The sequence below is a fragment of the Thorsellia kenyensis genome (assembly GCF_042432445.1).
Taxonomy (GTDB): Bacteria; Pseudomonadota; Gammaproteobacteria; order Enterobacterales; family Thorselliaceae; genus Thorsellia; species Thorsellia kenyensis.
Genome location: NZ_JBHLXE010000076.1, coordinates 47,123 through 60,312 on the forward strand (window position 1 = coordinate 47,123; position 13,190 = coordinate 60,312).

At 35.4% G+C, this 13,190-nt stretch carries 15 protein-coding genes; 9 read left to right on the forward strand and 6 right to left on the reverse strand.

Annotation, left to right across the window (positions count from 1 at the left end; all coding sequences use genetic code 11):
• Positions 1 to 5 precede the first annotated feature (5 nt).
• From prfA to ACFFIT_RS06870, 3 genes are read left to right on the forward strand one after another with little or no spacing between them, the layout of a single operon-like run.
• On the forward strand, positions 6 to 1,094 hold the full coding sequence (prfA, locus tag ACFFIT_RS06860) for a peptide chain release factor 1 (RefSeq protein ID WP_385876911.1): 1,089 nt from the start codon (positions 6 to 8) through the stop codon (positions 1,092 to 1,094).
• Entirely contained in the window at positions 1,091 to 1,975 is an 885-nt protein-coding gene (prmC, locus tag ACFFIT_RS06865; RefSeq protein ID WP_385876912.1) for a peptide chain release factor N(5)-glutamine methyltransferase, read from the forward strand. Before prfA ends, prmC begins: the two co-directional genes overlap by 4 nt.
• 38 nt (positions 1,976 to 2,013) lie before the next feature.
• The gene (locus ACFFIT_RS06870) at positions 2,014 to 2,841 is read left to right on the forward strand and encodes a tetratricopeptide repeat protein (protein WP_385876913.1); all 828 of its coding nucleotides are present in this window, start codon (positions 2,014 to 2,016) and stop codon (positions 2,839 to 2,841) included.
• Positions 2,842 to 2,943: 102 nt separating this feature from the next.
• Here the strand turns inward: ACFFIT_RS06870 and ydiK are convergent, their stop codons facing one another.
• The 6 genes from ydiK to ACFFIT_RS06900 all read right to left on the reverse strand — a co-directional run bounded on the left by ydiK (position 2,944) and on the right by ACFFIT_RS06900 (position 7,045).
• The gene (gene ydiK, locus ACFFIT_RS06875; protein ID WP_385876914.1) at positions 2,944 to 4,002 is read right to left on the reverse strand and encodes an AI-2E family transporter YdiK; all 1,059 of its coding nucleotides are present in this window, start codon (positions 4,000 to 4,002) and stop codon (positions 2,944 to 2,946) included.
• A 9-nt stretch (positions 4,003 to 4,011) separates the two neighbouring features.
• Complete coding sequence (nth, locus tag ACFFIT_RS06880; protein ID WP_385876915.1) at positions 4,012 to 4,647, reverse strand: endonuclease III; 636 nt, start codon at positions 4,645 to 4,647, stop codon at positions 4,012 to 4,014.
• A gap of 8 nt (positions 4,648 to 4,655) precedes the next feature.
• On the reverse strand, positions 4,656 to 5,438 hold the full coding sequence (locus ACFFIT_RS06885; protein WP_385876916.1) for a SanA/YdcF family protein: 783 nt from the start codon (positions 5,436 to 5,438) through the stop codon (positions 4,656 to 4,658).
• An 11-nt stretch (positions 5,439 to 5,449) separates the two neighbouring features.
• The gene (locus ACFFIT_RS06890; protein ID WP_385876917.1) at positions 5,450 to 6,361 is read right to left on the reverse strand and encodes a gluconeogenesis factor YvcK family protein; all 912 of its coding nucleotides are present in this window, start codon (positions 6,359 to 6,361) and stop codon (positions 5,450 to 5,452) included.
• A gap of 71 nt (positions 6,362 to 6,432) precedes the next feature.
• Entirely contained in the window at positions 6,433 to 6,807 is a 375-nt protein-coding gene (locus ACFFIT_RS06895; protein WP_385876918.1) for a YdbL family probable chaperone protein, read from the reverse strand.
• Positions 6,808 to 6,853: 46 nt separating this feature from the next.
• A complete protein-coding gene (locus ACFFIT_RS06900) occupies positions 6,854 to 7,045 on the reverse strand; it encodes a YnbE family lipoprotein (protein ID WP_385876919.1) in 192 nt (63 codons plus the stop codon).
• A gap of 251 nt (positions 7,046 to 7,296) precedes the next feature.
• Between ACFFIT_RS06900 and mltA the strand changes: the two genes are divergently transcribed.
• From mltA to fbaA, 6 genes are all read left to right on the forward strand, one after another.
• Entirely contained in the window at positions 7,297 to 8,406 is a 1,110-nt protein-coding gene (gene mltA, locus ACFFIT_RS06905; protein WP_385876920.1) for a murein transglycosylase A, read from the forward strand.
• 172 nt (positions 8,407 to 8,578) lie between these two features.
• A complete protein-coding gene (gene tcdA, locus ACFFIT_RS06910; RefSeq protein WP_385876952.1) occupies positions 8,579 to 9,382 on the forward strand; it encodes a tRNA cyclic N6-threonylcarbamoyladenosine(37) synthase TcdA in 804 nt (267 codons plus the stop codon).
• A 2-nt stretch (positions 9,383 to 9,384) separates the two neighbouring features.
• Entirely contained in the window at positions 9,385 to 9,882 is a 498-nt protein-coding gene (locus ACFFIT_RS06915; protein ID WP_385876921.1) for a DNA polymerase III subunit psi, read from the forward strand.
• Complete coding sequence (gene rimI / locus ACFFIT_RS06920) at positions 9,860 to 10,306, forward strand: ribosomal protein S18-alanine N-acetyltransferase (protein WP_385876922.1); 447 nt, start codon at positions 9,860 to 9,862, stop codon at positions 10,304 to 10,306. The genes ACFFIT_RS06915 and rimI overlap by 23 nt, the downstream gene beginning before the upstream one ends.
• Before the next feature lie 347 nt (positions 10,307 to 10,653).
• Entirely contained in the window at positions 10,654 to 11,820 is a 1,167-nt protein-coding gene (pgk, locus tag ACFFIT_RS06925; protein ID WP_385876923.1) for a phosphoglycerate kinase, read from the forward strand.
• A gap of 71 nt (positions 11,821 to 11,891) precedes the next feature.
• Positions 11,892 to 12,968, forward strand: a complete 1,077-nt coding sequence (gene fbaA, locus ACFFIT_RS06930; RefSeq protein ID WP_385876924.1) for a class II fructose-bisphosphate aldolase — start codon at positions 11,892 to 11,894, stop codon at positions 12,966 to 12,968.
• Positions 12,969 to 13,190: the final 222 nt, after the last annotated feature.

The following is a 13,190-nucleotide window of genomic DNA, read 5'->3' on the forward strand; positions in this document are numbered from 1 at the left end:
AACTAATGAAACCAAGTATTATTAATAAATTAGAAACACTCAAAGAGCGTTATGAAGAGCTGCAAGCATTAATGAGCGACGCATCAGTCATAAGTGATCAAAATAAATTCAGAGCATTTACAAAAGAATATGCTCAATTAGGTGATGTAATAGTTTGTTTTAATCAATGGCAATTAGCGCAGGAGAATCTTGAAACAGCTAAGTTATTATTAGATGATCCAGAGATGGCTGAAATGGCTAAAGAGGAAATCCATGAAGCACAAACACAAATTGAGCAGTTAGAAGATGAACTACAAATATTATTACTACCTAAAGATCCTGATGATGAAAGAAACTGTTACCTTGAAATAAGAGCGGGAGCAGGTGGTGATGAAGCGGCAATTTTTGCAGGTAATCTCTTTAGGATGTACTCAAAGTTTGCAGAATCAAAACGCTGGAAAATTGAAATTCTCAGCGTGCACGATGGTGAGCATGGTGGATATAAAGAAATCATAAGCAAAGTGAATGGAGATGGGGCTTATGGATTGTTAAAATTTGAATCTGGTGGTCATCGAGTACAACGTGTTCCAGAAACAGAATCTCAGGGACGTGTACATACGTCAGCATGTACAGTTGCTGTCATGCCTGAAATACCTGAAGCGGAATTACCTGAAATAAACCCTGCTGATTTAAAAATAGATACGTTTAGATCATCAGGTGCGGGTGGTCAGCATGTTAATACCACAGACTCAGCGATAAGGATTACCCATTTACCTACAGGTATTGTCGTTGAGTGCCAAGATGAGCGTTCACAACATAAAAATAAAGCCAAAGCGATGTCTGTATTAGCTTCTAGGATTAAGGCGGCTGAAGATGAAAAAAGACATAGCGAAGAAGCATCCACGCGAAGAAATCTTTTAGGATCAGGGGATAGATCAGATAGAAATAGAACTTACAATTATCCGCAAGGTCGAGTGACTGATCACCGTATCAATTTGACTTTATACCGTTTAGATGAAGTGATGGAAGGGAAATTAGACATGTTAATTGAACCTATTTTACAAGAACATCAAGCTGATTTACTTGCTTCTCTAGCTGGTAATGATGAAGGATGATAACTATTTATACTTGGCTTGCTAATGCGGTAAAGGCATTAGAAAAAGCCAAAAATGATGGCATTTTAGACGGTTACTGTATACCGAAAAGGGAGGTATATTATCTTTTATCTCATGTACTCGGTAAAAACAGCGCTTATTTAATGGCATTTGGTGAGGAACAATTAAATGATGTTGAAATTGCTCAACTGAATCATATTTTAGAGCAGAGACTTGAAGGCAGACCGATAGCCTATATATTAGGAATAAAGGAATTTTGGTCGTTACCACTTAAAGTCTCGCAAGCAACGTTAATTCCTAGGCCTGATACTGAAAGCTTGATTGAAAAAATTTTAGAGCTATATAGTAATAAGGCTCTTAGCGTATTAGATTTAGGCACCGGAACAGGGGCTATTGTATTTGCTTTAGCTAAAGAAAGGCCAAATTGGCAATTTTTAGGCGTAGATCTCATCAGTGATGCTGTCGACTTGGCACTAGAAAATAAAGTAAGGCTTGCCCAATTAATAAGTGACATAGACCGGATTGATTTTAGACAGAGTAATTGGTTTGATACAATAGATAGAGAAGAATGCTTTGATATTATAGTATCTAATCCTCCATATATATGTGAATCAGATGAACATTTATCCCAAGGTGATGTGAGATTTGAACCAAAAACCGCTCTGGTTTCTTTGGCAAATGGACTTGCTGATCTCAATCATATTACTAAATCTGCTAAAAAGCATCTTAAAAAAGGCGGCCATTTATTTTTAGAGCATGGTTATTTACAACACGAAAGTGTTAAAACCCTTTTTTTATCTCATGGGTATAAAAACATTCAATCCTACCAAGATTATAATGGCAAAGATAGAATCACATTTGCGCAATATGGTGGATTATAAATTGATACTTAAATCTATACCGCTTAGGAGAAATTATTATGTTCACTGAAGATGAAATGAACACCAGGTCATTTCTCAATGCATTAATTGAGTTAAAAGTTTTTTTTGATGAAACTAAATCAAAAAGGAGACTCTCTCTTAGTGTGAATCGTTTAAATGTTCAAATTAACAATTTACTTTCTGAGCTTGAATCAGAATACGGTCCAACTCCTCTAGGATCCATAGATAAGTTAGCACTTTTTTTAAATGTTTTTTATCATCAAGTCGCTTTTGAGGGGATAAATTTAAAGCATACTAAATTCAGTAATTTCTTAGATGTTGATTTTGTAATTAAAAATAAAATAGGGCATGATTTTGTGTTAAGCGCACTCTTTTGTGCACTCATAAAAGATCAAGGTATTATTGCTAAACCAATATTTTTACTAGGTCAAATACTAATTCGGGTAGAAATATTAGGAACCCCACCTTTATATATCGATGCACAATCAGGTGAAGAATTACCCTACCGTGATATAGAGCTTATGATTAAATCTCAAGAAAATGTAGACGATGTAGATGTGAGTTTTTTAGAGCCACAGGAAACGACTTATTTAGTCCTCGTTTATTTAGGCGTGTTAAAATCAGCGTTTATATTTGAAGATTCATTAGAGCTGGCTCTAAAAGCAAGCAATTTGATGATTAGCCTCACGCCAGATGATCCATTTCTTAGAAGGGATAGGGGGATGATCTTAGCTAGATTAGGCTGCCCTCAAGCGGCAGTTAATGAATTTAACTTTTATTTGGAAAAGTGTCCAAATGATGCAATGAGTGAAATTACTAAGGCCCAGATAAGTGCTATTTTACCAGAACCTATAGCTTTGCATTGATTGTTATCATCTCAATAAGTGTTTTAGTGTTTTAGTGTTTATTTGTTTAATTGATTTTACATCCCTCCCAAAGGAAAGGATGTAAAACAATATATGTTTTATTTATTCGTCTGATGCAGGATCTTTATCTACCCAAGCTTGAATTAATCTATAAGAGACCGCTAAAATTACAGGTCCTATAAAAAGACCAATCAAACCAAAGCCTAATAATCCACCAATTACCCCAGCTAAAATGAGCAACATAGGTAGGTTTGCCCCCATTTTAATTAAGAATGGACGCAAAAAAGCATCCATCGTCGTTACAATTACAGTCCATACCCCCAGAAAAATACCCAATGAGGTTTCTCCAGTCCAGAATAACCATAAAACCGCTGGGACTAAGACGAGAATAGGGCCTATTTGAGCAACACAAAGTACAAAGATTATGAGAGTCAATAAAGTTGCAGCTGGGATCCCTGTAATGCCTAATCCTATACCTGCAATAATTGATTGAGTCAGAGCGGTCACTACAACGCCAAGTGCTACGGCTCTGATGGCCTGCCCTGCAAGAATTACCGTGTGATCCCCTTGCTCACCAGCAAGTCTTAATGAAAAACGACGAATAGCATCTGCACAGCGTTCACCATTCATATAGAGTATAAAACTGAAGACAACCATTAAACCACTATAGATTAAAAAGCGCCCTATGTTTGCGGCTTGGGAAACGAGCCAAGATACACCTTGGCCAATATAGGGCTTAACTTGATTGATTACAATTTTACCATTTGTTGCTATGACAGACTGCCATGTATCATAAGCAGATTCACCAATATAGGGCAGAGATTTTAAGATCTCTAAGCTCGGAATGTCCACGCTCTGATCAAACGAAGCCATGTTGATGAATAAGTTACTATTTTTGATGATACTTGCAACTAACATGACAGCGGGGATCACAAAAACCAATAAAATCATTAATGTCATGATTGAAGCAGCAATAACGCGTTTACATTTGAGGCTATTTTGAATTTTTAACATTAAAGGCCAGGTAGCAATAACAACCATTGCAGCCCAAATTAAACCTGGTAAAAAATGTCTAAGCACCCAAAGACAACCAATGAGCATAAGTCCAATGAACATTAATGAAAAGATAATACGGGGCAAATCAGCTTGCTGTTTTAGCATATAAAATTCCTATAGGCTTGTTTTTTCTTTGAATTCACATAGGTCTTCAATAATGCAAGACATACATCTTGGTTTTCTGGCAACACAGGTATATCGACCATGCAAAATGAGCCAGTGATGACAATCTAACATGTATTCTTTAGGTACGACTTTCAAGAGCTTTTCTTCAACGGCTACAACATCTTTACCTGGTGCTAATTTAGTCCGGTTAGCAACACGAAAAATATGCGTATCAACGGCAATAGTTGGCCATTTGAATGCGGTATTTAAGACAACATTTGCCGTTTTTCTACCAACACCGGGCAGAGATTCAAGTGCTTCTCTATTTTCAGGAATTTGGCTACCATATTCTTCCACTAAAATCTTGCAAGTTTTGATTATATTCTCAGCTTTAGTATTAAATAAGCCAATTGTTTTAATTTTTTCTTTTACTTTATCAGCACCTAACGCGAACATAGTATCTGGTGTGTTGGCCACTGCAAATAGCTCTTTGGTTGCTTTATTAACACTAATATCTGTTGCTTGTGCTGAGAGTAATACTGCAATTAAGAGCTCAAAAGGCGTATTAAAATTAAGTTCAGTTGTTGGATTGGGATTATTCGCTTGTAAACGCTTAAAAATTTCAATTCTTTTTTCTTTATTCATAGGGGTTATTACATGTTTTTTCTGGTGTCAGGTTGTTCGATGACATCTAAATCAGAGGGCGCTAACTCTTGCTCAGATGGAATATAGATATTGGGTCCAAGAAAATAGGGTTCTTTATTTAGTAAGAATATATCTATTGTGGCCTTTGCTCTAGCGAGAATTTCTCTGTAATGCACAACACCTGAATAAGGATCTGGAACAGCAAAGCAGGTAGCATCGATGTTATTAAATCGAGCTATAAAGAGGGCTCTTTCGCAATGAAAGCGCTGAGTTATAATCGTGTAAGAAGGAGTTTGGAATACAGATTTGGCTCGGATTACTGAATCTAGGGTTCTAAATCCAGCAAAATCTAAAAAAATATAAGATGGATCAACTCCTTTAGAAATTAAATCTTTACGCATGGTGCTAGGTTCATTATAGTTTGAGACTCTGTTATCACCACTGAGCAAAAAATAATTTATTTTACCTTGTGAAAATAGTTCAAATGCTCCTTCTATTCTAGATTTATAGTATTGATTTAAATTACCAGAGCGATAATATTTGGATGTGCCTAGGACTAATCCAACTTTATTTGAAGGTATTTCTTGAACCGAAGTATAGATTTTGTCTTTAGCTAAAAAGGTAAAAGTATAGTGGTTAACAAGAAGAGTAATAATGATAATTAAAGTCGCTATAAAAGAGTAAGTCAACAATTTAATACTGAGTCTAGAAAGGAAAGTAAAACGAGATTTTTCTGTATAAATCGCAGAAGGATTTGATTCAATTAAAATAGGGGCTTTATTTTTTTTCATATAAATTCCTTTTAAAGTATCTTTTCGACGAGCAGACTGATGGCCTTTTTTAATTTGATTCTATCATGCAAGTACATCTGTTCATCTTCGCAAAGAGATGTTTTGATAACAATTTTACCGTCCATTCTCGAGGGCATATTTCCCCAATCGCTTATAATGACTGAATCGATTGAGCGGCCATGCATTTTGCTTTCTAATACGGCTAACTTATCGAAAAGAGACAAAGACGCAGCAGCTTTAGATACTTCAGGACCTAAATTTCCTATATAACAAATTTTTCCTCTTGATTCATGAAGCGCATTGACTAGATCCTTTACAAGGAATAGAGGCATTAGGCTAGTAAAAAAACTCCCAGGACCCACAAGTATAAGATCTGCCTGATTAATAGCGTGGACGGCTTCTTGTGTCACTTTAGCTTGATGTGTTAGTTGTAAATGCCGTGGCATTTCCTCTAAAGCATCTATATTAACTTCACCATAAATTGGAGTGTTAGATGCATCATAAGCAAGTAAATCGACTGGCTCTTCTGACATTGGAATAAGATTACTTTCTATTTTTAATAAATCCCTGATAAGATTAATGGCTTCAAGCGGACGAATGCTTAAATTATCTAATGCCTTAAGCATTAAATTGCCAAGATTATGACCGCTTAGCTCACCCTGACCAGAAAAACGATATTCAAACATTCTAGAGGCTGTGCTTGGTTGAGTGATTAATTGATTCAGGCAATTTCTTAAATCGCCCCATGCAATACCGCCTTGCGCATTTCTGATCCTCCCCGTAGAACCACCATTGTCTGTCGTTGTGACTATTCCTGTTAGTTTATCACCAAGAAAATTGAGTGAGGACATAACACGCCCAAGTCCATGGCCTCCACCTAAGGCGACTAAATGATTAATTTGTTTTATTTTGCTCTCTGGCATATATATTGGCCTTATCTGGGTGCCCTAATCTAGGAGTGATAATATTTAAATTGCGGCTAAAGATAACAGAGTTATTTAAATAATTTCCATTGTCCATTTATTCCTTTAGCATAATGACCAGGTTGAACATTTTTGACCAATTTTTGGCCAGCAATGTTCGCCACTATCTCAACAGAAATATGATTATTATCAGCAATTATTTGGTAAGATTGTTTTCTTTGTTCGTTGATATTTTTTACAAATCGTTCGAGTTCAGTTTCTTCAACTAGAGAGGACTTTGAGTTGTCATTAAGGACAACGATTTCAATATAGCCACTCAGTGACTCACCCACTAAATGCTTATTTTTAGCATCCTGAAGCGCATTTGAACTTTCTGCAAAACAAAAAATTGGGAAAAAAAGCACTAAAAACGTTTTCGTTAATCGTAAAAAACCATAAAATTTCATAAAATGACTCAATCTCTTTAAATGAAAAAAGTAATAATACACAACATCAAGAGGAGAATAATGCCTCATTGCTGTTAATTAACGTTTCTATTTCTTTATCAACTTTAATATGAATGTTATGATCAATTTTTATATTCAAATCGATGATAATAGGTTTATCGGGTGTTACCACTTCAATTCTAGGGGTGCAGCCTAAGACAATAAAAGTCATTGGTAAAAAAAAGGCTAGAAAACGCATCCTAGCTCCTTATATTGCAAATGTTATAAAATGTTAAAATCCTATTATAAAGACTAAAAAGGTATTATTCATTACCTATTAGAATTATCTCTTACATTATACCTTATTTTTAGATATTATAGTTTTTTTGCAAAAATAAAAAAAGTAATATGTATCTATGCAGCTAATTGCCTAGTTAGTTTTGAACATTTTGCATCAAATATTATTTTTTATTCATCACTACGCAGTCATTTTTTCAATTGGGAAGCTATATGATCTTTTTTACTTCACCATTAAGTTTTAATAGGGCAAAAAAAACAGCACTAAATAAGCTTAGATATTTTAACATATGCACAACCGTATTAGCCCTTTTTGTTCTTGTTGGGTGTACATCCAAGAAGGAGATCACACCAGTCATAAGAGAGGCATACGATTTAAGCATTAATAAAAGTGCTTTTTTTGAGCAGTTGAGTACTATAGAACAAAATTCAAGTAAGCTCATTACACAAAATAACAAATTATATCAATGTACAAAAGCGTGGGTAGATGCAGGTGCTGATGAGGCTAGACTTGCAGAATTTGGATTGATGCTAAATAAACCTTTTGTCACTGAGGCAAATCAGGCCTTGTTTACTGGATATTATTCACCTGTGATAAAAGGGCGCAGAACAGCTCAAGGCGATTTTATTTACCCAATATTGTCCAAGCCTAATTTAACTAAAGGTAATATGCCGAGTCGTTCAGAAATTCATGATGGAGCGCTTGATGGTATGGGACTTGAACTTGCATATACCCAATCAAGAGTAGATAATTTTATTATGGGAGTCCAGGGGAGCGGTTTTATCGATTTTGAAGATGGTAATCCCCCCGTCTATTTTGGCTACAGTGGGCAGAATGGTCATAAATTCAAAGGAATTGGAAAATATTTAGTTGAACAAGGTGAGCTTACTAAAGAAAATGTCTCATTAAAAACAATTTATGAATGGATTGAACAGCACAGTGAAGAGGAAGTCTTAGAATTGTTAAATCAAAATCCATCATGGGTGTTCTTTGCACCTAAAAATAATGATCATGTAAAAGGGGCAGCGGGCATACCATTAGTGGCACATGGCTCAGTTGCAGCAGATAAATCTATTTTTGATATGGGTGATCTTATCTACGCTAAAGTGCCCCATGTAGATAATGCTGGTAATTTTACGGGTAAATATAAACCTAGAGTTTATGTTGCCTTAGATGTTGGTGGGGCTATCAAGAATAATCACTTTGACATCTATCATGGACTAGGCGAGAAAGCTGGTTATGAGGCTGGAAATAATAAATATAATGGAAATGCCTATCAATTAGTCTTAAATGAAAATGGTGAATTTTGTCAATCTTATTGATGAATATTAAAACATTGAAAGCGCCTCTGTTTTAAAAATACAAAAATTTAACAGATAGAAACGGTTTACTTTAAAAATCGTAAACCACCAGTAATTAAAAACGATTAAAATCGAGACTTTGACTAAAACAATGATGAACGATATTGAATCTTTGAAACTTACCCAACCAACTATATTAAATGAACTATCAGAAGAGTATTTAAAGCGATTTGGCGGGATAGCAAGGCTTTATGGAAAAGAATCTCTACGGCATTTTGCTCGTGCGCATTTTTGTATTGTGGGTATAGGTGGTGTAGGTACCTGGATTGCTGAATCGTTTGCTAGAACAGGTATTGGTGAAATTACGCTTATTGATCTTGATGAAATATGCGTTACGAATACCAATCGGCAAATCCACGCATTAACGTCCACAGTCGGTCAATCGAAAATCGACGTCATGGCAAGGAGAATTTTAGAAATTAATCCTGAATGTAAAGTCCATAAAATTGAAGATTTTATTACAGTACAAAATATTCAAAGTCATTTAAGTCAAGAGTTTGACTATATCATAGATGCAATTGATAGCGTCAAAACTAAGGCAGCAATAGCTGCTTATTGTCGAAGAAACAAGAAAAAATTCTTAATGATTGGCGGTGCCGGAGGCCAAATCGATCCAACTCTTATCGAAGTGGCTGATATAGCTAAGACAGTTCAAGATCCACTTGTCTCCAAAGTAAGAAGCCTGTTGAAATCTCAATATGGGGTGAAGTTAAATAATAAAGGCAAATTTGGAATAGATACGGTATACTCAAAGGAGCAATTAAGGTACCCAAGCGTAGAGGGTGAAATCTGTTTTGCAAAAAAACAAACTGAGGGGCAATTGAAAATGGATTGCTCTAGTGGATTTGGTGCGGTGACTATGGTCACAGCATCATTTGGGTTGGTGGCTGCTGCGCATGTCATCAAAAAATTCTTAGCTTCAAAAAATCACCGATAACAATGCCTGCACTATTAAGATACCAACAGTCACTAAAAACATTAGGCATTCAAACTTGGTCTATGAAACGTCCTAATGTATTTTTAGGTGAAGTCGCTATTGCGCTTGAAAATAGTATTCAACTCATTTTTTTAAGTGAGGAAATTATGGATATGAACACCCCATTTTTAAATGATATATTGACCTCACTAAACCTGACACATGCAAATCTAGCTTACTTTCCTATAAATAAATTATCGCATTTGATTTTACCTATTCAAGAATCTAAGCAGCATCGATTAGTGGTATTATTTAATGATCAACAAAACGAAGCGGTTGAAGATGATATTGAAGAGTTAATGCTAAAAGGAGAGATCTCCTCTTATATAAATGAGCTAAAACAGTTAAAACAGTGTCATTTGATAGAAACAAATACATTAAAAACTCTTTATGCATCAACTATGGCTAAAAGAAATTTATGGAGGCAATTGACAAAATATGCCAACAATAAAACCATTTGATCTCTCTTTAATTGAAGAAGCATATAAAATTGAACAGCAAAGTCATTTATTCCCTTGGCCTAAAAATATTTTCGAGTCTAATTTTGGCTTACGCTACGCTAATTTTGTTATTTTTAAACAAAATAACTTAGCAGGATTTTGTATTTGCCAAACTGTTGTTGATGAAGCGACATTGTTCAATATAGCGATTAGTCCTGAGATGCAAAGAAAAGGCTTAGGTGAATTATTACTTTCTCACTTAATCAATGAATTAGAAACTGTAGGCATAAAAACCCTTTGGTTAGAAGTTAGAAAGTCGAATAAAAATGCGATAAAATTATATGAAAAAATGGGATTTGCTACAGTAACTCAAAGAGTTGATTATTACCCAACCCATAATGGTAGAGAAGACGCATTAGTAATGGCATTTTCAATTAGTTTTTAGCGGATTTTTTTATTATCAGCGTCTGATAAAACGATTTTTTGGAAAATTTGAGTTATTGAATTTGAGTTATTGAATTATAGTTTAGCTCACTTGAAAAAATAATTTCCATGGCAAAATCATGTATAAATACCCATGATAATACGAATATAATGGCTAATTTTTAGTTATTTGTTATTTTTTTTCACTCAATTTAAGCATAATGAATGCATAAAAAGTAGTTTAGCGCTAAACTCTAAAAAGTGACTATAGTCAAAACAGTGATAGAAATGTGATAAATAAAAAGCCTATAGATAGAAAATAACTTATAATAAAGATAGATTTTTCGATAACAATGAAGGAGAAAAAGCATGGCAGTAATTAAAATGAGTGATGTCGATTTAGCAGGTAAACGTGTCTTAATTCGTGCTGATCTAAATGTTCCTGTAAAAGAGGGAAAAGTGACATCTGATGCCAGAATTCGTGCTGCTTTACCAACGATTGAGGAAGCACTCAAGAAAGGTGCTAAAGTAATGATAACATCTCATTTGGGACGTCCTACTGAGGGTGAGTATGCAGAAGAATTCTCTTTAGGACCTGTAGCACATTATCTTCGAGATAAATTAGATGTGCCTGTTCGTTTAGAAAAAAATTATTTAGATGGACTTGATGATCTTGGCACTAATGAATTAGTCGTTCTGGAAAACGTCCGTTTTAATAAGGGTGAGAAAAAAGATGATGAAGCATTAGCAAAAAAATATGCTGCTTTATGCGATATTTTTGTTATGGATGCTTTTGGTACAGCTCATAGAGCACAAGCTTCAACTCATGGTGTGGCTAAATTTGCTCCTGTAGCTTGTGCAGGCCCTTTACTTTCTAATGAGCTTGACGCCTTAGCCAAAGTTTTAGATAACCCTGCTCGTCCTATGGTTGCTATTGTTGGTGGCTCTAAAGTATCCACTAAGTTGATTGTACTTGATGCATTATCAAAGGTAGCCGATCAATTGATAGTAGGTGGTGGTATTGCTAACACATTTATTGCTGCGCAAGGCAATAATGTGGGGAAATCTCTCTATGAAGAAGATCTTGTGCCGGAAGCGAAAAAATTACTTGAGGTCTGTGATATTCCTGTTCCTACAGACGTACGTGTAACTAAAGAATTTTCGGAAACAGCGGAAGCAACCCTCAAACCTGCATCACAAATTCAGGACGACGAACAGAGTCTTGACATGGGCGATGAAACAGCTAACCGCATTGCTAAAATCATACTTGATGCTAAGACAATTCTTTGGAATGGTCCTGTTGGTGTTTTTGAATTCCCTAATTTCCGTAAAGGGACTGAAATTATAGCGAATGCTATAGCTCAAAGCGAAGGATTTTCTGTCGCAGGGGGCGGTGATACGCTAGCTGCTATCGATTTATTTGGTATTGAAGATAAAATTTCATATATATCAACTGGCGGTGGCGCATTCTTAGAATTTGTTGAAGGAAAAAAACTCCCCGCTGTGGCTATTTTAGAAGAGAGAGCTCGCGGTTAATTGTTTTAGAATGATGAATAAATTAATCTGCACTATTTTTAATTTATTTACCTAACCAAAAGGAAAATACTATGTCTAAAGTTTTTGATTTCGTTAAACCAGGTGTTGTGTTTGGTGATGATGTACAGAAGATTTTTGAAGTTGCTAAAGAAAATAAGTTTGCGCTACCAGCGGTAAACTGTGTGGGTACCGATTCAATTAATGCTGTTCTTGAAGCCGCAGCTAAAGTACGTGCACCAGTTGTTGTACAATTTTCAAATGGTGGCGGTCAATTTATTGCGGGCAAAGGATTTAAAGGTGATGGTCAAGCAGCAGCAATTGCAGGTTCTGTTGTTGGTGCTTTGCATGTTCATCACATGGCTGAGCTTTATGGTGTGCCTGTAATATTACATACAGATCACTGTGCCAGAAAATTATTGCCATGGATAGATGGATTATTAGATGCAAGTGAAAAGCATTTTGAAAAAACAGGCAAACCGCTTTTCTCTTCACATATGATAGATTTATCTGAAGAGTCTCTTGAAGAAAATATCGCTACCTGTGCTAAATATTTAGAGCGCATGTGTAAAATGGGCATGACTCTTGAAATTGAATTAGGCATGACTGGCGGGGAAGAAGATGGCGTAGATAACTCAGATGTTTGCCAATCTGAATTATACACACAGCCTAAAGATGTTGCTTATGCCTATGAAAAATTAATCGCTGTAAGTCACCGTTTTACCATCGCAGCTTCTTTTGGTAACGTACATGGTGTTTATAAGCCTGGTAATGTAGTCTTAACGCCAACAATTTTACGTGATTCCCAAGCATATGTTTCCGAAAAATTCAATCTGCCCCACAACTCATTAAATTTTGTATTCCATGGTGGTTCTGGTTCAAGTGCAGCTGAAATTGAAGAATCAGTAAGTTATGGAGTTATCAAGATGAATATTGATACAGATACTCAATGGGCAACTTGGGACGGTGTAAAAAACTACTACAAGAAGAATGAAGCTTACTTACAAGGCCAATTAGGTAACCCTGAAGGTGCTGATAAACCAAATAAAAAATATTACGATCCACGTGTTTGGTTAAGAGAAGGTCAAACTTCAATGGTAGAACGTTTGGTTCAGGCATTTAAAGAGTTAAATGCTGTCGACGTACTATAGTTAATCGGACTGAATTAATTATTGAGGGGTAAGTTACCAAACTGCCCCTCAAATTTAACACTTTTATCTATCATATTTTATACCTACTGCGATTTCCACCCTTGTTTTAGCTTTGTGGATTCTTATAGTCTACAGCCTCAGATTAAATATTTTTTTAAGGTAAAATCTAATTAGCCAAGATTTTATTTTTAAAAGCATCTAACAAATTTCAATTGAATTAAT

Excerpts from the sequence above, each read along its gene's own strand:
- prfA (WP_385876911.1), top strand. The coding sequence starts at position 6 with ATGAAACCAAGTATTATTAATAAATTAGAAACACTCAAAGAGCGTTAT.
- prmC (WP_385876912.1), top strand. The coding sequence starts at position 1,091 with ATGATAACTATTTATACTTGGCTTGCTAATGCGGTAAAGGCATTAGAA.
- ACFFIT_RS06870 (WP_385876913.1), top strand. The coding sequence starts at position 2,014 with ATGTTCACTGAAGATGAAATGAACACCAGGTCATTTCTCAATGCATTA.
- ydiK (WP_385876914.1), bottom strand. The coding sequence starts at position 4,002 with ATGCTAAAACAGCAAGCTGATTTGCCCCGTATTATCTTTTCATTAATG.
- nth (WP_385876915.1), bottom strand. The coding sequence starts at position 4,647 with ATGAATAAAGAAAAAAGAATTGAAATTTTTAAGCGTTTACAAGCGAAT.
- ACFFIT_RS06885 (WP_385876916.1), bottom strand. The coding sequence starts at position 5,438 with ATGAAAAAAAATAAAGCCCCTATTTTAATTGAATCAAATCCTTCTGCG.
- ACFFIT_RS06890 (WP_385876917.1), bottom strand. The coding sequence starts at position 6,361 with ATGCCAGAGAGCAAAATAAAACAAATTAATCATTTAGTCGCCTTAGGT.
- ACFFIT_RS06895 (WP_385876918.1), bottom strand. The coding sequence starts at position 6,807 with ATGAAATTTTATGGTTTTTTACGATTAACGAAAACGTTTTTAGTGCTT.
- ACFFIT_RS06900 (WP_385876919.1), bottom strand. The coding sequence starts at position 7,045 with ATGCGTTTTCTAGCCTTTTTTTTACCAATGACTTTTATTGTCTTAGGC.
- mltA (WP_385876920.1), top strand. The coding sequence starts at position 7,297 with ATGATCTTTTTTACTTCACCATTAAGTTTTAATAGGGCAAAAAAAACA.
- ACFFIT_RS06915 (WP_385876921.1), top strand. The coding sequence starts at position 9,385 with ATGCCTGCACTATTAAGATACCAACAGTCACTAAAAACATTAGGCATT.
- rimI (WP_385876922.1), top strand. The coding sequence starts at position 9,860 with ATGCCAACAATAAAACCATTTGATCTCTCTTTAATTGAAGAAGCATAT.
- pgk (WP_385876923.1), top strand. The coding sequence starts at position 10,654 with ATGGCAGTAATTAAAATGAGTGATGTCGATTTAGCAGGTAAACGTGTC.
- fbaA (WP_385876924.1), top strand. The coding sequence starts at position 11,892 with ATGTCTAAAGTTTTTGATTTCGTTAAACCAGGTGTTGTGTTTGGTGAT.